The organism is Luteimonas sp. A478 (assembly GCF_054052025.1).
The window spans coordinates 39,164-60,214 of the sequence record NZ_JBSVRF010000006.1 but is presented as its reverse complement, the minus strand read 5'-3'; the positions used below and the strand labels follow the sequence as shown (position 1 = coordinate 60,214).

General features: G+C 67.9%; 22 protein-coding genes. 5 read left to right on the top strand and 17 right to left on the bottom strand.

Annotated features, from left to right (window positions below; translation table 11 throughout):
* Window positions 1-7: 7 nt before the first annotated feature.
* The 9 genes from ACW7G3_RS12025 to purM form a co-directional block, all read right to left on the bottom strand.
* On the bottom strand, window positions 8-427 hold the full coding sequence (locus tag ACW7G3_RS12025; RefSeq protein ID WP_456982995.1) for a barstar family protein: 420 nt from the start codon (window positions 425-427) through the stop codon (window positions 8-10).
* On the bottom strand, window positions 414-869 hold the full coding sequence (locus ACW7G3_RS12020; protein WP_456982993.1) for a ribonuclease domain-containing protein: 456 nt from the start codon (window positions 867-869) through the stop codon (window positions 414-416). The genes ACW7G3_RS12025 and ACW7G3_RS12020 overlap by 14 nt, the downstream gene beginning before the upstream one ends.
* 24 nt (window positions 870-893) lie before the next feature.
* A complete protein-coding gene (locus ACW7G3_RS12015) occupies window positions 894-1,226 on the bottom strand; it encodes a YnfA family protein (protein ID WP_456982991.1) in 333 nt (110 codons plus the stop codon).
* 73 nt (window positions 1,227-1,299) lie between these two features.
* Window positions 1,300-1,977, bottom strand: coding sequence for an azurin (azu, locus tag ACW7G3_RS12010; RefSeq protein WP_456982989.1), 678 nt, complete (start codon window positions 1,975-1,977; stop codon window positions 1,300-1,302).
* A 94-nt stretch (window positions 1,978-2,071) separates the two neighbouring features.
* Entirely contained in the window at window positions 2,072-2,620 is a 549-nt protein-coding gene (locus ACW7G3_RS12005) for a peroxiredoxin (RefSeq protein WP_456982988.1), read from the bottom strand.
* Window positions 2,621-2,763: 143 nt separating this feature from the next.
* Complete coding sequence (locus ACW7G3_RS12000; protein WP_456982987.1) at window positions 2,764-3,489, bottom strand: DUF3108 domain-containing protein; 726 nt, start codon at window positions 3,487-3,489, stop codon at window positions 2,764-2,766.
* Between the two features lie 2 nt (window positions 3,490-3,491).
* The gene (locus ACW7G3_RS11995) at window positions 3,492-4,223 is read right to left on the bottom strand and encodes a DUF3108 domain-containing protein (protein ID WP_456982986.1); all 732 of its coding nucleotides are present in this window, start codon (window positions 4,221-4,223) and stop codon (window positions 3,492-3,494) included.
* Window positions 4,224-4,231: 8 nt separating this feature from the next.
* Entirely contained in the window at window positions 4,232-4,912 is a 681-nt protein-coding gene (purN, locus tag ACW7G3_RS11990; protein WP_456982985.1) for a phosphoribosylglycinamide formyltransferase, read from the bottom strand.
* A 10-nt stretch (window positions 4,913-4,922) separates the two neighbouring features.
* Window positions 4,923-5,975, bottom strand: coding sequence for a phosphoribosylformylglycinamidine cyclo-ligase (gene purM, locus ACW7G3_RS11985; RefSeq protein ID WP_456983142.1), 1,053 nt, complete (start codon window positions 5,973-5,975; stop codon window positions 4,923-4,925).
* Window positions 5,976-6,152: 177 nt separating this feature from the next.
* Between purM and ACW7G3_RS11980 the strand changes: the two genes are divergently transcribed.
* The 3 genes from ACW7G3_RS11980 to hda are packed head-to-tail and all read left to right on the top strand — an operon-like array spanning window position 6,153 to window position 9,103.
* Window positions 6,153-7,211 (top strand): DUF2066 domain-containing protein, encoded by a 1,059-nt coding sequence (locus ACW7G3_RS11980; protein WP_456983140.1) that lies wholly within the window; start codon window positions 6,153-6,155, stop codon window positions 7,209-7,211.
* Between the two features lie 3 nt (window positions 7,212-7,214).
* Entirely contained in the window at window positions 7,215-8,378 is a 1,164-nt protein-coding gene (locus ACW7G3_RS11975; RefSeq protein WP_456982984.1) for an AI-2E family transporter, read from the top strand.
* Window positions 8,375-9,103 (top strand): DnaA regulatory inactivator Hda, encoded by a 729-nt coding sequence (gene hda, locus ACW7G3_RS11970; RefSeq protein WP_456982982.1) that lies wholly within the window; start codon window positions 8,375-8,377, stop codon window positions 9,101-9,103. The genes ACW7G3_RS11975 and hda overlap by 4 nt, the downstream gene beginning before the upstream one ends.
* 14 nt (window positions 9,104-9,117) lie before the next feature.
* On the opposite strand, the gene ACW7G3_RS11965 is transcribed toward hda, so the two are convergent.
* The 6 genes from ACW7G3_RS11965 to murU all read right to left on the bottom strand — a co-directional run bounded on the left by ACW7G3_RS11965 (window position 9,118) and on the right by murU (window position 16,877).
* On the bottom strand, window positions 9,118-11,214 hold the full coding sequence (locus ACW7G3_RS11965; RefSeq protein ID WP_456982981.1) for an exonuclease domain-containing protein: 2,097 nt from the start codon (window positions 11,212-11,214) through the stop codon (window positions 9,118-9,120).
* A 26-nt stretch (window positions 11,215-11,240) separates the two neighbouring features.
* The gene (locus ACW7G3_RS11960; protein ID WP_456982980.1) at window positions 11,241-11,603 is read right to left on the bottom strand and encodes a response regulator transcription factor; all 363 of its coding nucleotides are present in this window, start codon (window positions 11,601-11,603) and stop codon (window positions 11,241-11,243) included.
* Window positions 11,600-14,320, bottom strand: a complete 2,721-nt coding sequence (locus ACW7G3_RS11955; protein ID WP_456982978.1) for an ATP-binding protein — start codon at window positions 14,318-14,320, stop codon at window positions 11,600-11,602. The genes ACW7G3_RS11960 and ACW7G3_RS11955 overlap by 4 nt, the downstream gene beginning before the upstream one ends.
* A complete protein-coding gene (locus ACW7G3_RS11950) occupies window positions 14,317-14,514 on the bottom strand; it encodes a hypothetical protein (RefSeq protein ID WP_456982976.1) in 198 nt (65 codons plus the stop codon). Before ACW7G3_RS11950 ends, ACW7G3_RS11955 begins: the two co-directional genes overlap by 4 nt.
* Window positions 14,511-15,995, bottom strand: coding sequence for a putative nucleotidyltransferase substrate binding domain-containing protein (locus tag ACW7G3_RS11945; protein ID WP_456982974.1), 1,485 nt, complete (start codon window positions 15,993-15,995; stop codon window positions 14,511-14,513). Before ACW7G3_RS11945 ends, ACW7G3_RS11950 begins: the two co-directional genes overlap by 4 nt.
* Before the next feature lie 174 nt (window positions 15,996-16,169).
* Entirely contained in the window at window positions 16,170-16,877 is a 708-nt protein-coding gene (murU, locus tag ACW7G3_RS11940; protein WP_456982972.1) for an N-acetylmuramate alpha-1-phosphate uridylyltransferase MurU, read from the bottom strand.
* A gap of 126 nt (window positions 16,878-17,003) precedes the next feature.
* Between murU and ACW7G3_RS11935 the strand changes: the two genes are divergently transcribed.
* Window positions 17,004-18,431, top strand: coding sequence for a mannose-1-phosphate guanylyltransferase/mannose-6-phosphate isomerase (locus ACW7G3_RS11935; RefSeq protein ID WP_456982970.1), 1,428 nt, complete (start codon window positions 17,004-17,006; stop codon window positions 18,429-18,431).
* A gap of 146 nt (window positions 18,432-18,577) precedes the next feature.
* Here the strand turns inward: ACW7G3_RS11935 and ACW7G3_RS11930 are convergent, their stop codons facing one another.
* Both ACW7G3_RS11930 and ACW7G3_RS11925 read right to left on the bottom strand, forming a co-directional pair.
* Window positions 18,578-18,841 carry a GlsB/YeaQ/YmgE family stress response membrane protein gene (locus ACW7G3_RS11930; RefSeq protein ID WP_456982969.1) on the bottom strand — a complete coding sequence of 88 codons (264 nt, stop codon included), beginning with the start codon at window positions 18,839-18,841 and terminating at the stop codon, window positions 18,578-18,580.
* A gap of 69 nt (window positions 18,842-18,910) precedes the next feature.
* A complete protein-coding gene (locus ACW7G3_RS11925; protein ID WP_456982967.1) occupies window positions 18,911-20,353 on the bottom strand; it encodes a M20 family metallopeptidase in 1,443 nt (480 codons plus the stop codon).
* 153 nt (window positions 20,354-20,506) lie between these two features.
* Here ACW7G3_RS11925 and ACW7G3_RS11920 point away from each other — a divergent pair, with 153 nt between their 5' ends.
* Complete coding sequence (locus ACW7G3_RS11920; RefSeq protein WP_456983138.1) at window positions 20,507-20,875, top strand: ComEA family DNA-binding protein; 369 nt, start codon at window positions 20,507-20,509, stop codon at window positions 20,873-20,875.
* Window positions 20,876-21,051: the final 176 nt, after the last annotated feature.

The following is a 21,051-nucleotide window of genomic DNA, read 5'->3' as shown; positions in this document are numbered from 1 at the left end:
GGATCAGCTAGAACTCCTGCCCGACAACCAGTACCCGGAACGGGATGCCGGCTGTGGCGTGTTCGCCGGTACTTTCTTTGAGGATTTCCAGCAGGGTGCTGAAGTCTCCCGGAGCACAGCGCTGCAGGCGGTCGGCATTTTCCAGCACCAGCAGCAGGCCGGGTGCCTGCTGCCAGGAAAGATCGCCCAGGGCGTCGTCCAGCGCATCCCAGTTGTGGCCAAAGTAGTCCGGAAAATCGAGCGCTCGGGCGAGCTTTTCCAGCAGTGCAGTCTTGCCATCGACTGTTCCCAGGTCCACAGACACCACGCGGTAGCCGAGTGTGGCAGCGGCATCCTGTATCGCCGTGCATTCATCGTGGCTGGCCGGGTAGTCCACGCCAGATGCAGCATTGTGTTTCAGCCAGTTGCCGGGGTCAGTCGGGTTCATGGTTCCCCTGGCGCTGGAACGCGCGGAAGCTGCGGTAGTGATCGCTCGTGTAGTACCACTCGGTGGGCGGGTCGCCACCGGTGACGATGCGTCGCGCGCCGCGGTGGCCGGCGCCGGGCGTCTCCACGGTGAATTCGCGGTAATGCCCCCGGGGTTGGGTGGGCAGCAGGCGTTCCCGGTTCTGGAACACAGTGCCGTCCTGCCGGTGTGGGTAGGGTCCGCCGCGATCAATCAACGCCAGGGTGGCATGCGCTTCAAGCGGCAGGAAGTCTGGAGCGCGGGGCGCCTGCGCGGGACGTTGCAGCTGCTCCGTGCTTCCAGCAAGTGCCGGTGCAGGCTCTTCTCCGCGCTGCAGCACCTGCCACGTCCCCAGCAGCAGCAGCCCTGCAAGCAGCCAGAACCAGCTGCGCGGTGAGGAACGGTGGCGCCTGCGACGTGACATGGGGCAATGATAACGGGGCAGGCGTCAGCCCTGCCTGGCCCCGAGCATGATGATGCACATGCCGAGCAGGCACACACCCACGCCGACCCAATCGGTGACGGTGGGCCGGATGGCATCCACTGCCCACAGCCACATCAATGCAACGCTGATATACACCCCGCCATATGCGGCATAGACGCGTCCAGCGGCCTGCGGATGCAGGGTCAGCAGCCAGACGAATGCCGCCAGGCTCAGCGCCGCCGGCACCAGCAACCACGCTGAACGCCCCTGCTTGAGCCACAGCCAGGGCAGGTAACAGCCGATGATCTCGGCCAGGGCGGTCAGGGTGAACAGTCCCAGGATTTTGAGGAGAGCCAAAGCGACAGGGTCCGGCAGGGAAGCAAAAAAACGCCCGGCGATGCCGGGCGTTTCGATCAGCTACAGACGGGGATCAGCTGCCGAACGTCAGGGTGCCGCGCATCAGTGCGGAATGGCCCGGGAACGAGCAGAAGAAGGTGTAATCGGAGCCGGCAGTGAGCGAGCTCGTGGAGAAGGTGACCGAGGTGGACTCGCCACCGCCAACCATCTCCGTGGCGGCAATCACGCGCGCGTCGTCCGGCTTGACGTAGTCGGCATCCGCACCGGCGGCCAGGCCATCGGCGGCAACGGCGGTGAAGTCGCCAGCGCTGGTCACCACCACGTTGTGGCCCATCGCCAGGACCGGCATTGAACCAACGTGGTTGAGGTTGATGGTGAACTCGCTGCACGAGGCCGGTACGTCGATCGAGCTGGTGTTGTACTGCATCCGGTCGTTGCCTTCGATGGTGATGGCGCAATCAGCCACCTGGGGTCCGGAATTGGCAGCCTGTTCGTCGACATTCTCGGCACCGCCGGTGGACTGCTCGGTGTAGGGCCGATCCAGGGCGTCGCCCTCGACAGTGTCGTCATGGCCACCGGCTGCGGTCGGCTCACCCACGGGTTCGGCAGGCGTGGTGTCCATCGGGGTGGTGTCCATCGCCGCGGTATCCGCCGGCGTCGTGCGATCGGCGTCAGCGGGGGTGCCGTCGCCGCCACAGGCGGCCAGGGCCAGCGAGCACGACAGGGCAAGCAGAGTCAGTCGGATTTTCATTTGAACCTCCAGGTCCATGAATGGGGAAACCATGCGCCTATTTTTGCTGATCATCCCTTACGAAAAAGTGATGACATCCACAGGCGGTATCTGTTCATTCAGCAACGTCCAGGCCCTCCAGCATGGCCTGCACGTGACGGTTGGGATTGCGGTCGGAGTGCACCGCGGCAATGGTGCCGTCCTGGCGGATGGCGTAGGACGTACGCGATGAGTATTCGCTGCCTTCGCTCACGGCCCGGTAGTCGGCGGCGATGCGCGCACCCTCGTCGGCTGCGACCGGGAACTTGCCCGCGCAGGTAGAGCTGTCCGCGGAAAACTCCTGCAGCTGGTCGGTATTGCCGGCGGTGACGCCAATCACGGTGGCGCCCAGCTCTGCAAAGCGGTCGATGTTCTGCGAGAACAGTGACGCCTCGAGATTGCAGCCGGGCGTGTTGGCCGCCGGGAAGAAATACAGCACCACGGGTCCCTTCGCCAGCGCAGCGGCCATGTCGAACTGGAATGCTTCGCCCGCCAGCCACGCAGGCGTTTCAAACAGCGGGGCGCGGTCGCCCGGCTGCAGGCTCTCTTCGGCCATGGCAGGCTGGGTGCAGGCGGTGGCCAGTGTGAGGGAAAAGCCCAGCAAGGCGGTCTTGATAAAGTTCATCGGAGGCTCCGGATCGGCGGCGCAGCCGCGCCCGGTTCAATGCTACGCCTGTCACCGCCTGTGTGCAGGCGCCGGCCGACCCATGACGTGGACGAACAGCGGCACCTGCTTTTGAAGATCTCCAAACCCCGTCAACCCCGGCGTCAGTTGAACGACTGCAGCTGCAGGTCCAGATGATCGCGGCCGTTGCGGCGCTGCAGGATGCGGGCCGGTACCGGCAGGTCCTCGACCACCCAGGCAATGGTTTCGCGGCGACCGCTGGTGCGCACCACGCGGGTGGCCTCGCGCTGCTTGCCGGCCACACTGATGGTCTCGGTGCCATCGACACGGAACTGCTGTCCGCGCACGCGACCATCTTCCACCAGGCGATAGTTGAGCGGCTGTCCGGCGGCCACGTCACGTGCCACCGCCAGGTTGATCAGCATGCCGTCCATATCGCCGGGGCGAAGCTGCACGGGGCCAGCCTCATCGCTGTCCACGTCGCCGCTCCAGCGGGCCTGTTTGGCGTCCCAGTCGTAGGTGGTTTCCACGCTGCGGTTCTTGACCAGCATCGCGGCGAGGCCGGATTCACCAGCCTGCGAATCCACGCTTTTGAGCGGGCGCCAATGGTCTCCATGCTCTTCGAAGGTGGTGCTCTGGGTCAGGCGCGCGCCCATGCCGGCAACTTCCACCTTGTACTCCCATTGGTCCTGACCGTTGCGTGCCAGGGTCATGTTGCCGGTGGCCTGCATGCCCATATAGCTGGCGCGGTACTCCGCGTTGAATGGCTCCAGTGCCCATGCCGATGTGGCGGCTGCGAACAGGGCGCCGGTCGCGAGCAGGCGGGCGCCGCTGCGCAGGATGCTGCGATGAAGTGGCTGGTTGGTCATGGTCATTCAGTCCCTCGGTATTCGATCAGGCGCAGGTCGATGGTTCCGTCACCGTCGATCTGCAGGATGCGGATCGGGGTAGGTACCCCGTTGGCGACCCAGACAACCATTTCGTCGTCATCGTCGTCGATGCGTGAAACGCGCAGGGCGCTGTAGCCGATGTCGGCCACGCGGATGGATTCGGGCTCTTCGGCCACCTGGTACTCGTGCTCGCGGGCGCGGCCGTTGTCCACATAGCGGTAGCGCAGAGTGGCCCCGGGCTCGACGTCGCGGATCACCGCCAGGTTGATCAGCAGGGCGCTCATGTCGCCGTCCTGCAGCGGCACCGGCTGGCTGCGCCGTTCGCTGACGTCGCCGCTCCACTGGGCGGTGCGCGTGTGCCAGTCGTAGATGCCGGTGGAGTTGCGGCCGAACAGGATGGCCTTGCGCACCGTGCGCTGGGTCAGCGGCCGGAAAAAGTGGCCATCGTGGTGCACGTCGAAGACGGTGCTCTGCAGCATGTTCAGCCGGGCCAGGCCGATCAGCCCGCGGTTGGCGCGGATCTCCAGCTCGATTTCCCAGTTGGGTTCCTCGCGCCGCTCCAACTTCATGCTGGCTTCGCCGACGTGCCGGTCGCCGTACCAGGCCTCGTAGGTGGCGAAGAAGGGCTCAGGCTCCGCCGCCCGCACGGCGCCGGGGAGCGCGCAGATCGGCAGGATGACCAGCAGGGTGAGCAGCAGGGCGAAATGTCGCATGGACGACATCATGCAAAGCGGTTGTTGGACCCAAGCTGAAGCGGCATGTCCAAGGGTAATCCGTCGACATGAACGCTGTGTTCCTCCAGGCGGATGCGTCCGTTGGCGATCCAGCGCACCACTTCCACCAGCAGGGGGTGCTCGCGGCCCAGTACCCGCGCGGCCAGGCTCTCCTCATCATCGCCGGGCAGCACCGGCACCCGGGCGTGGGCGATGACCGGCCCACCGTCGAGGTCGGCGGTCACGTAATGGACACTGGCCCCATGTTCGTTGTCGCCTGCCTCCAGCGCACGACGGTGCGTGTGCAGCCCCTTGTACCGGGGCAGCAGCGAGGGATGGATGTTGATCAGCAGGCCCGGCCTCGCCTCTACCGCCGCGGGGCCGATCAGGCGCATATAGCCGGCGCAGACCACCAGGTCCGGCTGTACCGCGTCAACGTGGGCGAACAGGGCTTGGTCGTAGGCAGCGCGGGAAGGGAATGCCTTGGGGTCCTCGGCGGCGCAGGCTACGCCCGCCGCTCGGGCGCGATCCAGGGCCACGGCCCCGGCGCGGTCGGAGAACACCCCCACCAGGCGCGCATTGAGCGTGCCGGCGGCGATGGCGTCGATCAGGGCTTGCAGGTTGCTGCCGCGGCCGGACGCCAGGGCAGCGATGCGCAGAGGCCCGCCTTGCGGGCTGGTGGAATCCACAGGCAACTGCTCAGCCGATGCGGACGCGATCGCCGGCGGCGTCGCTGACCTGGCCGATGCGCCAGTGGGCCAGACCGTGCTGTTCCAGACCCGCCTCCACCTGGCCCGCCGCGGCGGCGTCCACGGCCAGTACAAAGCCGAGGCCGCAGTTGAACGTGCGCCACATTTCGGCATCGGCCACCGCGCCTTCGCGCTGCAGCCACTCGAACACCGGCGGCAGCGCCCAGGCGCTGGCGTCCACCTCGATACCCAGCGGTTCGGGGATCACCCGCACGATGTTTTCGGTCAGGCCACCGCCGGTGATGTGGGCCAGGGCATGGATGGATTCACCGTGCGTCGCCAAAAGATCCAGCAGCGGCTTCACATAAATGGTGGTCGGCGCCATCAGCGCGTCGGCCAGCCGGGTGCCGGCCAGGTCCAGGTCGGCCGGGCTGCCGGCGCGCTCGTAGATCCGCCGGATCAGCGAATAGCCGTTGGAATGCGGGCCGCTGGAGCCGATCCCGATCAGCACGTCGCCGGCGCGGGCGCGCGAACCGTCCACCAGATCGGCTTTTTCCACCGCACCCACGCAGAAGCCCGCCAAGTCGTATTCGCCGGGGGCATACATGTCGGGCATCTCCGCGGTTTCGCCGCCGATCAGGGCGCAGCCGGCCAGCTCGCAGCCAGCGGCGATCCCGCCTACCACGGCCGCGGCGGTATCCACGTCCAGCTTGCCGGTGGCGAAGTAGTCGAGGAAAAACAGCGGTTCCGCGCCCTGGACCACGATGTCGTTGACGCACATGGCCACCAGGTCGATGCCGATGGTGTCATGGCGGCCCAGCTGCTGGGCCAGCTTGAGCTTGGTGCCCACGCCGTCAGTGCCCGAGACCAGGACCGGCTCGCGGTAGCGGCCGGACAGGTCGAAAAGAGCGCCGAAACCGCCCAGCCCGCCCATCACGCCGGGGCGGTGGGTGCGCTTGACCAGCGGCTTGATGCGTTCAACGAGGGCGTTGCCGGCATCGATATCGACGCCCGCATCGCGGTAGGTGAGCGGGGTGGGGGTGGTCACGGGTGCGGCCGCCAGAAAGGACAATGCGCGATTTTAGCAGTCGGGGAGGGTTCGCGGCCTGCTGCGCATGAGGATCTGCAACCACACGCCAACGACACCTCGACGAACAGGCAACCGGCTTTGTGGCAACATTCTGCGATCTGTATGTCCCGGGAACGCTACATGCCGCACGTTAACCGCATCGGATGCTGGATGGCCTGGCTGGTCGCCGGTTGCCTGCTGCTGGCCGGTGATGCCATGGCCCAGCGGATGGAAGGAGACCGCGCTGGCGCGCAGGGTCTGTACGAGGCCGAGGTCCGGGTCCACAGCCAGCGTGAAAGCGAGCGCCGCGCCGCGCTGGGCCGCGCGCTGGCCCAGGTATTGGGCAAGCTGTCCGGAGACCAGGCGGTGGCCGAGCGGCCGGGCGTATCCGCCGAGCTGCGTCGTGCCGAGGGTTACGTGGAACATTTTGATTACCGCCAGGACGAGGGAACCTCGGCCAGTGGCGCCCCCACTTTCCACACCACGCTGGTGGTGCGCTTCCGTGAGGAGGCGGTAGAAGGCATGGCCGCGGCGCTGGGCCTGCCGATGTGGCCTGAACCCCGGCCGCGGCCGGTGCTGTGGCTGGCCATCGATGATGGCCGCGGTCCACGCCTGGTCACGCTCAACCAGAACAATGCGGTGCGACCGGTGCTCGATCGCGCCGGCGAGCGCGGGTATGGGCTGGGCCTGCCGCGGGGAAGCGCCGCCGAGCAGGCAGCCACCGCGGCGATCTGGCGCGGTGACCACGCCGCCGTAGCCCGTTTGTCGGCCCGCTACGCGCCGCCGATGCAACTGCTGGGCAAGCTGTACCGCCACGAGGGCGGTTGGAAGGCCGACTGGACCTTCGTCGACAACGGTCGGGTGCTGTCGCAGTGGTCTACCGAGAACGCACGGCCGCAGGCGGCCATGGCGGGCGGCGCGGACGGTGCAGCCGATGCGCTGGTCAAGCGCTATGCGCGCGCCCCGGAGACCGGCCCGGCCGGCAGCTACCGGATGACGTTCACCGGTATCGACAGCAGCGATGACTTCATCCGCCTGGCGGGTTACCTGCAGGGCATGTCGGTAGTCCAGCGGATCACGCCGGTGCGGGCCACGGCCGATGGCCTGGAAGTGGAACTGGAGCTGCTGACCGGGCTTCCGGGTTTCCGCAGCCTGGCCGATGAGCGGGTGCTGGCGGAGATGGACATGCTGCTCGATACCGGTACTCCGATCTATCGGCTGGTGCGCTGACCGATGGCACCTTTGCAGGACACCGCGGCGATCGCCCTGTTCCTCAAGCGCCTGCAGTGGGGGCTGGTGCTGGCGGTCGTCCTCTGGCTGCTGATTGCGCTGGGCCCGATCCTGACCCCGTTCGTGATGGCAGGGCTGCTGGCCTGGCTGTGCGATCCGCTGGTGGACCGGGTGGAGCGCACCGGTCGCTCGCGGCTTTTCGGGGTCAGCCTGGTATTCCTGCTGATGGTGCTGATGGTGACCCTGGCGATGCTGATCCTGGTGCCGATGGTCGAGCGCCAGGTGAAGACCCTTGTCGAGTCCCTGCCTTCCATCAGGGAGTGGGTCGTGGGTATCGCAATCCCGTGGATCGAGGAGCGCAGCGGATTTTCGCTGGCAGCCTGGGCCGATCCGCAACGGCTGTTCGATTGGGCGCGCGAACACTGGCAGCAGGCTGGCGGGGTGGCTGCGTCGTTCTTCGGCTACCTGCAGCGCTCGGGGTTCGTATTCATTACCTGGATCGTCAACCTGGTGCTGCTGCCGGTCCTGACCTTCTACTTCCTGCGCGACTGGGACCTGCTGGTGGAGCGCGTGGCTTCGCTGATCCCGCGCGACCATATCGATACCGTCGCTCGCCTGGCGCGCGAATCCGACGAGCGCCTGGGCGGATTCCTGCGTGGCCAGTTCCTGGTGATGGTGGCCCAGGGCGTGTTCTATGCGGTTGGCCTGCAGATCATCGGTTTGCGGCTGGGCATCCTGGTCGGCCTGGTGGCCGGACTGATCAGCTTCGTGCCCTACCTGGGCGCGACGGTGGGGGCGATCCTGATGCTGCTGGCGGCACTGGTGCAGGCACAGGGCATCGACTGGCAGCTGCTGATCCTCGGTACCGCGGTGTTCAGCGCCGGCCAGCTGCTGGAAAGCTACGTGCTGACGCCGCGGCTGGTGGGTGACCGGATCGGCCTGCACCCGGTGGCGGTGATCTTCGCGGTAATGGCGGGCGGGCAGCTGCTGGGTTTCCTGGGCATGCTGATTGCACTGCCGGTGGCGGCGGTGGCCAACGTGTTGCTGCGTTACGCGCATGAGCGCTACACCAACAGCCGGCTGTATGCCGGCACCCCCTCGGGGGTGATGGTTGACAGGGGCAGCATCGTGACCGGCGCCGACGGCAAGGGGACGCCGGGAGCGTGAACCCGCCGATCGGCTCCCCGGGCAGCGGGCGGCAACTGCCCCTGGCGCTGCGCTATCCACCTGACCAGCGCTTTGACACTTTCGTGGCCGCACCTGAGGGCGCGGTGGAGCAGCTGCGCGCGCTGGCCGCGGGCACGAGCAGCGACTGGCTGTACCTGTCCGGTCCGGCGTCCACTGGCAAGAGCCACCTGGTGATGGCCGCCTGCGCCCACGCCCAGGTGCAGGGCCGGCGCGTGGCCTACGTGCCCATGGCCAGCGCGGTTGGGCGTCTGGAGCAGGCACTGGCATCGCTGCAGGAATACGACCTGGTGGCGCTGGACGGCCTGGACCTGATGGCCGGCCAGCGGAGCGACGAGATTGCCCTGTTCGACTTCCATAACCGGGCCCGTGTGTCCGGGACCGGCGTGCTTTACGCCGCGCGGATGCTGCCGGATGAGCTGCCGCTGACGCTGCCGGACCTGCGTTCGCGGCTGGGACAGTGCACGCGTATCCGCGTGGACGTGCTGGATGACGAAGGCCGTCGGCAGGTGCTGCGGGTCCGTGCCGACCGGCGCGGGCTGCAGATCGACGAAGCCGCGATCGACTGGCTGCTGCGACGGGTGGACCGGGACCTGGGCAGCCTGACCGGGCTGCTTGACCGGCTCGACCGTGAATCCCTCGCGGCCCAGCGGCGCATTACCGTGCCCTTCCTGCGCGAGGTCCTGGCGGCCTCGCAGGCCGAGTAGCCAAGGCGACCCGGTCAGTAGCGCAGGGCGGCGTAGAACGATTCCTGTGAGGCCGCGCGTGCCTGGCCCAGCGTGGTGATGCCGCGCTCGCGCAGCAGCGGAATCAGCCCGAGGAAGACCTCAGCCGTGGCCCGCGCGTCACCCAGTGCGGTGTGGCGCCCAGCCACCTCCACGCCCAGCCGCGCGGAGATGGTCTCCAGACCATGGTTGGGTTCGTTCGGCCAGGCCAGGCTGGCCAGCAGCAGGGTGTCGAGTACGGGCTGGTCAAAACGCACTCCGCTGGAGTCCTCCTTGAGGGCCAGGAAGCGCATGTCGAACGCCGCGTTGTGGCCCACCAGCACGGTGTCGCTGGCGAAGGCGTGGAATGCTGGCAGGATCTGGTCGATGCCGGGCTGGCCGCGCACCATCTCCAGGCTGATGCCGTGGATCTGGAAGCCGGCGTCAGGAATGGTCCGCCGCGGGTTCACCAGCTGGTCGAAGCGCTCGGATGCCAGCAGCTTGCCATTGACGATCCGGATCGCACCGATCTGGATGATCTCGTCCCCGCCGGCCGGGTCCAGGCCGGTGGTTTCAGTGTCGAATACGGTGAACGACAGTTCTGACAGCAGCCGGTTATCCAGGCTGTGACTGTCTGCGCTCGCCGCGAAGAGGTCGAAATCGTAGTACGCCGGTCTGCTGCCGGCGGCCTGGGGCGCGTCGCCGACGCTGGTTTGCGGCAGGAGGAACCGGTAGCACATGTCTCCACCGTTCGGCCCGGGCCCGGGCGTGCGCTCCAGCCACAGTTCGCCGCCGTGCCGCTCGGCCACCTCGCGCACCGTGGGCGCGGGGCCCGGCCCGGTCGCCTCGGTCTGCCAGCGGCGCAATGACTCCAGGTCGATCTCGGCGCCCCGCCACGCCAGGTCCAGATGGGCCCGTTTGCCGGCAGGCGCCAGTCGCAGCCGAAGTTCGGCCGGGGTGCCCTCCAGCAGCCGGACGCTCAAAAACACCAGCGCCTGGATCAGGGCCAGGCTGTCGACCCGAAGCCACAGGGTCTCTTCTTCCACCACGATATCGACGCTGTGCCCGGTGTGGGCGCGGATCCGCTGCGCGGCGGCCGTTGCCAGGTCGATCCCGCGCATGCCCTGCAGCGGCCAGCGCACGCGCTGGTCGGCTGAGGCCTCGGCGCCGAGCCGGTCCAGCCGGGCGCTCATGCCGGCAACCTCCTGGCGCAGCACCACCTGGAAATTTTCCCGCTCGGCAGGCTGCAGGTCCGGATAGTCGAGCATGTCCAATGCAGCCTGGATGGCGGCGAACGAGGAGCGGCTGGCTTCGGTCAGCTCGATCAGGATGCGGTCGCGCCGACCCTGGGTTTCCTGCTCCCGGGTGATGTCGTCCAGCATCAGGATGTAGCCGGTAGCCTGCGCATCGGTGGCCTCCACGCCGGTGTCGTCGACCGGATGCACCGGCGCCGCGTTGACCTGCAACAGGTGGCCGCCGGGCGTCGTGGCGACAAAGCGGACCGCGCTGGCAGCATCTCCGCGGGCATGGCGCTGGGCCACGATCTCCAGCGCGTGCTCGATCGCGGCAGCGTCGATCAGGGCGTGGATGGAACGGCCGAGCCCGATCAGCTCCACGCCTTGCAGCTGGCCCGGCGTCCGTGACAGCGCCCGCGACAGGCGCAATGCACGCTCGTTGTAGAGCAGGATCCTGCCTTCCCGGTTGCACGCCACCACGGCGTGGTGGAGCTGGGCCATCAGCGTGGCCAACTGGTCGCGCTGCTGGCCCACGCGGTTGCTGGCGGCCTGGACCTGTTCGGCCATGGTCGCGCCCAGTTCCCGCCGCACGGTGGCAAGGGAATTGACCGCTTCGGCCAGTTCCCTGAGCTCGTCGGGGCCTTCGGGTACCAGGTCCGGGGCAGACGCGGTGCCGGTCAGCGCGCGGATCGCGTCCGCCATGCGCGCGCTGCGCCCTGCCCAGGCTGCTCGCTGCCAGGCCACCGCCCATGCCCCCAGGCCGGCGCCGGCCAGCCACCAGGCCGCCACCAGTGCCCAGTGATGGGCAGACAGGACGATGGCGCCGGCCAGCCAGAGGGCGAGCGCCAGACCCGGCGCAAGCAGGGCAGCCCGCTTCATGCCAGCCCGTCCCGCGCCAGCCCGTCTCACGCCAACATGTCCCGCACCTGCTGGGCCAGCTCGCGGGTGGAGAACGGCTTGGTGACGTAGGCATCCGCGCCTACGCCGATGCCCCGCGCCCTGTCCGTCTCGCGGCCCTTGGCAGTGAGCATCAGGATCAAGGTGTCGCGCAGCCCGGGGTCGGCACGTACTGCCTCGCACACATCGAAACCGTTCATCCCCGGCATCATCGCGTCCAGCAGCACCAGCCGCGGGCGCTGGCTGCGGATCGCCTCCAGCGCAGCCACGCCATCGCGCGCGACCAGCACTTCGTAGCCCTCGCGTTTCATCATGAACTCAAGGGAAATGACGATGTTCGGTTCATCGTCGGCAATCAGCACCGTGGTCATTGCGTCCCTCCTTCCGGCCGCAGCGGCAGCTTGAATGCAAAGCATGCGCCGCCGTCGGCTTGATGATGCAGCCAGATCTTACCGCCCAGGTGCTCCACGATCTGGCGGCTGATGGTCAGGCCCAGGCCGGTGCCGGGCGGGCGGTCCAGTTCGTCGCCGCCCTGGCGGAACTTGTCGAACACGGTGGGCCGTTCCCTTTCGGGCACGCCGGGGCCATTGTCCGCGACTTCCACCACCAGTCCGTCGCTTTCCTCCCGCAGCCGCACTTCGACCCGGCCACCGGTGGTCGGCACGAACTTGGCGGCGTTGGACAGCAGGTTCAGCATTACCTGGGCCAGGCGATCCCGATCGGCTGCCACCGGCGGCACCGCGTCGGGCAGATGTACGTGGACGGCCACATCCTTGCTGCGGAACAGCTCGCCCGTCGATTTCAGCGCTGCCACCACCACCTCGCGCAGGTCCAGCGGTTCGATGTGCCATTCGGCCATCCCCGCCTCGATCTTGGCCATGTCCAGCACCTGGCTGACCAATCGGCCGAGCCGCTCGCTCTCGGCGACGATGATGGCCAGGAATTCCTCGCGCTGGGCGGGCTCGATATCCGCCGTGTCGTGCATCAGTTCGGCCAGTGCCCGGATCGATGTCAGCGGGGTGCGCAGCTCGTGGCTGACCGAGGAGATGAAGTCATCCTTCATCCGGTCCAGGCTCTTGAGCTGCTCGTTGGCTTCGCGCAGCTCGCTGGAGGTCTGCTCCAGCGCCCGGGCGTAGGCGCGGACCTGGCTGGCCTCGTCGAGGATGTCGATCACGTCATCCAGTCCCAGCCGCTCTTCCTGCGCCACCGAGGCCACCATCACCCGTGCGGACGCACTGCCGATGGCGCCTGCAAGCTGGCGTTCCACGTGGTCCACCAGGCGTGCATCGGGCACCAGCCGGCTGGCATCGCCCACGCCGGTCTCGTGGGCCAGCTCATCGAACACCGCGCCCGCGCGCGCCTCACCCAGCAGCCGGTTGGCCAGCTGGCGCAGGTCATCCAGCCTGGCTCGGCCGCGCCAGAACACCGGTGCGTCCGAGCCGCCGCGCTCGAACACATCCACGAACAGTAGCGCCTGGCTGGCCTCGCGCCCGGTCGGCTCGCGCCGCAGTGACAGCCCAACGTACAGGCTGATATTGACCAGCAGGCTCCAGAACAGGGCGTGGGTAAGGGGGTCGAAGCCGGTCAGCCCGAACAGGCTTTCCGGCGCCAAGGCCTGGATGCCGAAAGGCCCGGCCTCGAGGATGCCGTCGCCGATCCACCCCGACTTGGCCAGTGAGGGCAGCATCAGCGTCCAGGCCCAGACCGCGAAGCCGCCGAGCAGCCCGCCGATCGCCCCGGTGCGGGTGCCGCCGCGCCAGTACATGCCGCCAAACAGGGCGGGCGCGAACTGCGCCACCGCGGCAAAGCTGATCAGCCCGATCGACACCAGCGCATAGGCGTCGCCGGCCACGTGGAAGTACAGGTATCCCAAAAGCAGCACGCCCAGGATCGCCGCGCGGCGGATGTTGAGCAGCAGCCGGGTCAGGTCGCCGCCGCTGCGCGAGCGGAACCCGGGCAGGCGCAGCAGCGCTGGCATCACCAGATCGTTGCAGACCATGGTCGAGATCGCGATTGTCTCCACGATCAGCATGCCGGTGGCCGCCGACAGCCCACCGATGTAGGCAAACAGGGCCAGGGTGATCATGCCCTCGCTCAGCGGCAGCGAGAGCACGAAGGTTTCCGGATCGGTCGTGCCGGTGCCGAAGATCAGCAGGCCGCCGATCGCCAGCGGCAGCACGAACAGGTTGATCAGCAGCAGGTAGGCCGGGAACATCCACGCCGCGCGCTTGAAGTGCCGCTCATCCACGCATTCGACCACCATCACCTGGAACTGCCGCGGCAGCAGGATCACCGACAGCGCTGAAACGAGGGTCAGGGTGAACCACTCCGCATAGCCGAAGGCGTCGACCGCGCGGCCGCCGGACAGCAGCAGGCCATGCAACTCGGGCAGGTCCATCGCAGCCCGGGCCCAGATGTCGGCAGGTCCATCGAACAGGCCCCAGGTGACGAAGATGCCCACTGCGAGGAAGGCCACCAGCTTGACCAGGGATTCGGTGGCAATCGCCGCCACCATGCCCTCGTGGCGTTCGGCGCTGTCCAGGTGGCGGGTGCCGAAGATGACGGTGAACGCCGCCAGCGCCAGGGCGATCATCAGGGTGCCGTCCTGCCACCAGGCCAGGCCAGCGGCCGCGGTGCCCGGTGTGTCGGTCAGCAGCCGGTAGCCCGATGACACCGCTTTCAGCTGCAGGGCGATGTAGGGAACGATGCCGACCACGGTGATCAGCGTGACCAGCGCCGCCAGTGCCGGGCTCTTGCCGTAGCGGCTGGCGATGAAGTCGGCGATCGAGGTGATGCGGTACTCGCGGGCAATGCGGATCATCTTGCGCACCACGATCCAGCCCACCAGCATCACCAGCGTGGGACCGAGGTAGATCGGCAGGAACCAGATGCCGCCCGACGCCGCCCGACCCACGCTGCCGAAATAGGTCCACGCCGAGCAGTACACCCCCAGCGACAGCGCGTAGATCCACGGCCGTCCGATCACCGAGCGTCCCTGCGCCGCGCGCCTGTCGGCGAACGCCGCGATCGCGAACAGCAGGGCCAGGTAGCCGGCCGACACCGCCAGCACCAGCCACGCGGGGATCATTCGTCCTTCTCCGACACCCAGGCCAGCGCGGCGATCAGCCCGGCCCAGCTGGTGAACAGCGCCACCGGCAGCAGCGGAAGCCCGAACACCGTGGCGTCCCTGCTCCACACGATCAGCAGCGGGAAGTTCCACAGCGCCAGGCCCAGCGCGCACAGCGCCACCAGTACCGCGGGCTTGGGCGGGGGGCTCCTCACAGCGTGTCGAATCGGAAGCGCCGGCCCAGCCACTGCCTGAAGCCGCGCACGATGGCGATCGAGTCCCTCAGCGTCTGCCGCTCCAGCCGGCCCAGGGCGTCCAGTCGCACCTCGTTGCCTGGTTCACGCCCTTCGGCCAGCTGGCGCAGGTTGGTGGTCAGTTTCAGGCCGATCAGGAACTGCAGCGCCTCGGCCAGGTCGCGGGCCATGGGGGCTTCGATCCGGCCCTCCGCTTCCAGCGCCCTGATGCGGTCCACGGTGCCCGGCGCCCGGATCCGGTGCTGCAGGGCCAGCGCCCGCACCCCGTGCACGATCGGGAACAGCCCCACCTTCTTGATATCGATCCGCGTGGGCCGGGTGCCCTTGAGGCCGGGCAGGCGGGTCCACCAGCTGTCGCCGTCGTCGAACTGTTCGACCGCGCGGGTGAAGCGTGCAAACCACAGGCCGCTGTCCTGCACCAGATGGTCGACATGGTCGCGCGCCGCCTGCAGCAGGCTTTCATCCCCGTCCACAGCGGCCGCATCCAGGAAGATGGCCAGGTTCATCGGCCCCACCGGATCGCTGCCGTGAACCCAGTCACGCAGGCTTTCTTTGAAGCCTGCCAGCGGCTGGCACCACAGCGGGCGGCTGAGCATGATCCCGCCAGGGCAGGGCGGGTAGCCGAGTTCGCCCAGCGCGGCGCTGAAGGCGGCGGTCACCTCGCCCAGCCGCGGGTGCTCGAAGCCGTCGCGCAGGATCAGCGCATTGTCCTGGTCGGTCTTGACGATCTGCTCACCGCGACCCTCGCTGCCCATCACCACCAGGCAGGAGTTGCTGCGCAGTTCCGCCGGCGCAAGGAGCGTCCACAGGCGCCGGAACACCTGGCGGTTGAGCTCGCCCACCAGCCCGGCGATCACACTGGGGCGCACCCCGTCCTGATGCAGCAGGCGGATCAGCCCGTCGACCTGGGTTGCGGCTGCGGCCAGGGCCGGAACATCCTGCGCCGAGGCCGCCTGCAGGGTGATCAGGTGCGAATGGCCGGCCACGAATCCCATCAGGTCAAGCTGGCTCAGCACGCCCACTACCGCGTCGCCATCGCGCACGATCACCCGGTGGATGCGATGGCGCAGCATCAGGATCAGGGCTTCGTGGAGTTCGTCATTCACCGATACCGACACCGGAGCGAAGGTGGCCAGATCGCGCACCGCCAGTTCGGCTGGCGGCTCGGGACGCAGCAGCGCATCGCGCAGGTTGGTGGTGGTGAAGATGCCAAGCCGGTCGCCATCGCGCACCAGCGCTTCGCCGACGCCGCGCTCGTCCAGCATCCGGCACAGGCTGACCACGTCGGTATCGCCATCGACGAAGAACGGCTGGCGCAGGTAAGCCTCACCGACACGCGCCGTCATCAGCGACACCAGTTCGCGCTGCTCCCCGCGCACGGTGTCGGTCCGCGCGTCTGCGGACGGTTGCTGCGTGTTGTCCTGTCCCCGGCCTTCCGACACCTGGCTGCCCCCGGTATCCCGTGACTAAGAGTTCGGTGCCACCTGGCCGGAGTGTAGCGTGCCCGCCGCGTGCGCCTGCAGGGCAGGCCCTGGTCGCCGATCAATCGCAGCTCGGCCCTGCGCGGCTGACAGGGGCGATGCCGGGATTGGCGGCGTGGGGCGCGCAGCCCGTTCCTACGGCTCCGCTACCAGCGACGCTTCCAATTCTGCCAAGCGCCGGGGCGTGCCCACATCCGTCCACGCTCCCGCATGGTGCTCGCCGGTAACCTGGCCTTCGGCAATGGCTGCGCGCAGCAGCGGCGCCAGCTTGAACCGCGGCGGGGCCTTTTCCGCACCTGGTGCGTCACCGATGATCCGCCGCCAGTCGTCAAACAGCGAAGCGCGGTAGACCCCGATGCCGGAGAAGGTGAGCCGCTCGCCGCCGTCATTGCGCAGGATGCCGTTGGGGCACGCGGCGAAATCCCCGGCGCTGTTGTGGTCCGGGTTGTCGACCAGCACCAGGTGCGCATCGCCGCGCGGCTGGTGCGGCAGCAGGCTGAAATCGTAATCGGTCCAGATATCACCGTTGACGGCGATGAACGGGTTGTTGCCCAGCCGGGCCAGCGCCCGCCACATGCCGCCGCCGGTCTCCAGCGGCACTTCGCCCTCATACGAGTAGTGGATCGACAGGCCCCAGCGGCTGCCGTCACCGAGCGCAGCGGGAAACTGCGATGCCAGCCAGGAAGTGTTGATCACCACCTCGTCCACGCCGGCCGCGGCCAGCCGCTCCAGATGCCACACGATCAGCGGCTTGCCGGCCGCCTGCAGCAGGGGCTTGGGGGTGGTGTCGGTCAGCGGCCGCATGCGCTCGCCCAGGCCGGCGGCGAAGATGAGCGCCTTCATCGGCGGATCGCCCCGGCGCAACGGTAGGCAAACAGGTGGCTGGGCTGGAACGGCATGGCGGCCTGGCGGAACGGCGGAAGACGGGGCACAGGGTAAACTCAAGGGTCCGTTCCAGGCGAGTTGGCGATGTCGAATCTGCAGGTGGTGTTGCTCTCCGGAGGCTCCGGAACCCGGCTGTGGCCGCTGTCACGCGAAGCCTACCCCAAGCAGTTCCTTGCCCTGGCGGGCGAGGCCACGATGCTCCAGGAGACCTGGTTGCGCGTGGCGCCGCTGGCCGAAGGCGCGCCGATCGTGGTCGCCAACGAGGAGCATCGCTTCCTCGCCGCCGAGCAGCTGCGGCTGGTGGGTGTGGAAGGCGCGGCCATCCTGCTTGAACCGGTCGGGCGCAATACCGCGCCCGCGATTGCCGCGGCGGCCCTTCAGGCCGTTGCCGGTGGTGAAGATCCGCTGCTGCTGGTGCTGCCTTCCGACCACGTGGTGCGTGATCCCTCGGCCTTCCAGGCTGCCGTGCGTGCAGCCATGCCGGCAGCCGATGCCGGCGCGCTGGTGACCTTCGGCATCGTTCCCGAGGCTCCGGAAACCGGCTTCGGCTACATCCAAGCAGATGCGGGCCAGGCGGCTGGTCAGGCAGCGGCGGGCGGCGTGCGCGATGTGCTGCGCTTCGTGGAAAAGCCCGATGCCGATACCGCCCGTACCTACCTGGAAGAGGGTGGCTACTACTGGAACAGCGGCATGTTCCTGTTCCGCGCATCGCGTTACCTGGATGAGCTGGAGAAGTTCCAGCCGGACATGGTGGCCGCCGTGCGCAAGGCGTTCGAAGGCGCCGCCCGCGACGGCGACTTCGTCCGTCTGGACAAGGATGCTTTCGCTGCATCGCCCGCGGATTCGATCGACTACGCGGTGATGGAAAAGACCGGGGATGCCAAGGTGCTGCCGGTGGACATCGGCTGGAACGATGTCGGTTCCTGGTCGGCGCTGTGGGAAGTGAGCAAGCAGGACGCCGACGGCAACGCCCACCACGGCGACGTGATCGCCGTGGACAGCCGCAACAGCTATGCCTGGTCGCGTCGCCTGGTGGCCATGGTTGGCGTGGACGACCTGGTGGTGGTGGAAACAGACGATGCCGTGTTGGTGGCGCACAAGGACCGGGTGCAGCAGGTCAAGGACGTGGTGGCCAGGCTCAAGGCCGGCGAACGCAGCCACGCCGTGCTGCACCGCGAGGTACACCGCCCCTGGGGCAGCTACGACTCGATCGACCAGGACGACGGATTCCAGGTCAAGCGGATCAAGGTCAAGCCGGGCGGGCGGCTCTCGCTGCAGTCCCACAAGCACCGCGCCGAACACTGGATCGTGGTGCGCGGCACCGCGCGGGTGACCCGCGACAACGACGTGTTCGAACTGCACGCCAACCAGTCCACCTACATCCCGCTGGGGGCGAAGCACAGGCTTGAGAATCCCGGCACGGAAATGCTGGAACTCATTGAAGTGCAGTCAGGCGATTACCTGGGCGAGGATGACATCGTCCGCTACGAGGACGTGTACGGACGGTCGTAGGGCGTTGGTGGTTCGAGGTCACGCGGTTTCGCGCGCATGGCGCGCTCCTACCGGTGCGCCTCGGCCTCGTAGGAGCGCGCCATGCGCGCGAAACCGCGTGACACGTAGCCCAGGAAGCTCCTGATCCTTCGCCCGGGCGATGCGCGTTAGCGCCGAAACAGCTGCACGACGCCGAGGATGATCACCGAGCCAAGCAGGGCGCCGAAGAATCCGGCGGCTTCGCCGGCCGAGTACCAGCTCATTTCGCGTCCCAGCCAGGTGGCCAGAAGGGCTCCGCCGATGCCCAGCAGCGAGGTCAGGATGATGCCCAGCCGGCGCCGGCCGGGGGTGATCAGGCGGGCGAGGATGCCCACGATCAGGCCCAGCAGGATGATGTAGAGCCAGCTGGTGCTGCCAAACGGTGGAGGCATTTGCGGTTCCCCTTGGTTGGTTGATGCAGCGCCCGGCACGACCGGGCGCCGCGATTGTGGACGCTGCGGTCAGCGCCTGGTTTCGCCGCGCGCGCTGGCGTGGTGGTGCTCGGCCAGCACCTTGGCCACACAGGCGGTGACCTTCTTGACCATGTCGATGTGCAGGAACTCGTTCGGCCCGTGGGCGTTGGAGTGCGGGCCCAGCACGCCGGTGATCAGGAACTGCGCGCCGGGGAACTTCTCGCCCAGCAGGCCCATGAACGGGATCGAGCCGCCTTCGCCCATGAAGATCGCCGGCTTGCCGAAGAACTCGCGGCTGCCCTCATCCAGGGCCTTGCCCAGCCACGGTGCCAGCGCCGGCGCGTTCCAGCCGGTGGCGGCCTTTTCTAGCTCCAGGGTCACCTTGGCGCCGTTGGGAGTGTCGCGCACCAGGGCCTCGGTGAGCAGTTCGCCGGCGCGTTTGCCATCGATGGACGGCGGCAGGCGCAACGAGAGCTTCACCGCGGTCTTCGGGCGCAGCACGTTGCCCGCATCGTCCAGGCTCGGCATGCCGTCCACGCCGGTGATCGACAGCGCCGGGCGCCAGGTGCGGTTGAGGATCAGCTCCGCGGGATCATCGGTAACCGGCTGCAGGCCCGGCACCAGCGGGAACTTGTCGTACGCGGCCGAGCCGACCACCTTGGCGGCCTCGCGGGCCTGTTCCAGGCGCTCCTGCGGGATGGCAGCGTGCAGGGCGTCGATCAGGATCCGGCCGCTGTCCTCGTCTTCTACGCGCGACAGCAGCTGGCGCAGCAGGCGGAAGCTGGAGGGAATGATTCCCGAGGCATCGCCGGAGTGCACGCCCTCGGTGAGCACTTCCACGGTCAGGTCGCCGCCGGTCATGCCGCGCAACGAAGTGCAGCACCACAGCTGCTCGTAGTTGCCGCAGCCCGAATCCAGGCACACCACCAGCGAAGGGATGCCGATGCGGTCGGACAGGTGTTCCACGTAGGCCGGCAGGTCGTAGCTGCCGGATTCCTCGCAGGATTCGATCAGCAGGACGATGCGCGAGTAGGGCAGCTGCTGCTCCTGCAGGGCGGTGATGGCCGCCAGAGAGCTGTAGAGCGCGTAGCCGTCATCGGCGCTGCCGCGACCGTACAGCTTGCCGTCCTGCAGCACCGGCTTCCACGGGCCCTTGTCCTCGTCCCAGCCGGTGACTTCGGGCTGCTTGTCCAGGTGGCCGTACATCAGCACGCAGTCGTCGTTGCTGCCGCCGTTGCCAGCCGGGATGTCGATGAAGATCACCGGCGTGCGGCCTTCCAGGCGGATCACGTCCACCTGGATGCCGGGGATCGGCTGTGATTTCGCCCAGCCAGCCATCAGCTTCACCGCCTCGTCCATGTGGCCGTTCTTCTCCCAGTCGGGATCGAACATGGGCGACTTGGCGGGAATGCGGATGTAGTCGGAAAGCTGGTCGATGAGTTCGTCGTCCCATTTGCTGGAGACGTACTGGCTGATCTTGCTGGTATCCATGAGGGGCTCGCTGTGCGGGGAAGACCGCCATTTTAGCGCGGCCCGGCTTCAGGCTTTTCCTACCCGGTCGCGCGGGGTCTCCCGGCGGGGCGCGGGGGAGTTCGATGATGGGCGGCCTGTTGGCCTGCAGGGAAACTGTGCATGCCGGCCGGGATGATCCCGGTTCGGGGACAGGAATTCACCACACCATCAAGGAGCAGGATCATGAACGGATTCAGGATCATTTTTGCCAGCTTGCTGCTGTCGCTGTTGATGCTCGGCGGCGCGTCGGCGAGCGAGAAGGTCAATATCAATACCGCCGATGCAGACACGCTTTCGCGCGTGCTGAGCAACGTCGGCCCGGCCAAAGCCGAGGAGATCGTTGCCCATCGCGCCGCCAACGGGCCGTTCAAGAGCGCCGACGAGCTGGCCCAGGTGAAGGGCATCGGGCTGGCTACGGTGGAGCGCAATCGCGAACGGATCGAGACCGGCACCCCGACCCGGCGTGCGCCCGCCACCGCAGGCGTGTCCCAGCAGCGCTGATTGGATCTTTCCGGGAGACGCGTGCTCCCGGAAGACGGGGGCAGGGAGCCCCCGAGGACCGGCAGGATGCCGTTACATGGATGTAGAGCCGCCCGTGCGCACCCTGGTGTGCACGGGCGGTGCCTTTTTGTGCCGAACTGCAGGACCGATGTGCGGGCGGCCCGCCGGGCCAGCGG

Bases quoted from the DNA above. Each gene is read 5' to 3' on its own strand.
- ACW7G3_RS12025 (WP_456982995.1), bottom strand. From the start codon at position 427: ATGAACCCGACTGACCCCGGCAACTGGCTGAAACACAATGCTGCATCT.
- ACW7G3_RS12020 (WP_456982993.1), bottom strand. From the start codon at position 869: ATGTCACGTCGCAGGCGCCACCGTTCCTCACCGCGCAGCTGGTTCTGG.
- azu (WP_456982989.1), bottom strand. From the start codon at position 1,977: ATGAAAATCCGACTGACTCTGCTTGCCCTGTCGTGCTCGCTGGCCCTG.
- ACW7G3_RS12005 (WP_456982988.1), bottom strand. From the start codon at position 2,620: ATGAACTTTATCAAGACCGCCTTGCTGGGCTTTTCCCTCACACTGGCC.
- ACW7G3_RS12000 (WP_456982987.1), bottom strand. From the start codon at position 3,489: ATGACCAACCAGCCACTTCATCGCAGCATCCTGCGCAGCGGCGCCCGC.
- ACW7G3_RS11995 (WP_456982986.1), bottom strand. From the start codon at position 4,223: ATGCGACATTTCGCCCTGCTGCTCACCCTGCTGGTCATCCTGCCGATC.
- ACW7G3_RS11980 (WP_456983140.1), top strand. From the start codon at position 6,153: ATGGCCTGGCTGGTCGCCGGTTGCCTGCTGCTGGCCGGTGATGCCATG.
- ACW7G3_RS11975 (WP_456982984.1), top strand. From the start codon at position 7,215: ATGGCACCTTTGCAGGACACCGCGGCGATCGCCCTGTTCCTCAAGCGC.
- ACW7G3_RS11965 (WP_456982981.1), bottom strand. From the start codon at position 11,214: ATGAAGCGGGCTGCCCTGCTTGCGCCGGGTCTGGCGCTCGCCCTCTGG.
- ACW7G3_RS11960 (WP_456982980.1), bottom strand. From the start codon at position 11,603: ATGACCACGGTGCTGATTGCCGACGATGAACCGAACATCGTCATTTCC.
- ACW7G3_RS11955 (WP_456982978.1), bottom strand. From the start codon at position 14,320: ATGATCCCCGCGTGGCTGGTGCTGGCGGTGTCGGCCGGCTACCTGGCC.
- murU (WP_456982972.1), bottom strand. From the start codon at position 16,877: ATGAAGGCGCTCATCTTCGCCGCCGGCCTGGGCGAGCGCATGCGGCCG.
- ACW7G3_RS11935 (WP_456982970.1), top strand. From the start codon at position 17,004: ATGTCGAATCTGCAGGTGGTGTTGCTCTCCGGAGGCTCCGGAACCCGG.
- ACW7G3_RS11930 (WP_456982969.1), bottom strand. From the start codon at position 18,841: ATGCCTCCACCGTTTGGCAGCACCAGCTGGCTCTACATCATCCTGCTG.
- ACW7G3_RS11925 (WP_456982967.1), bottom strand. From the start codon at position 20,353: ATGGATACCAGCAAGATCAGCCAGTACGTCTCCAGCAAATGGGACGAC.
- ACW7G3_RS11920 (WP_456983138.1), top strand. From the start codon at position 20,507: ATGATCCCGGTTCGGGGACAGGAATTCACCACACCATCAAGGAGCAGG.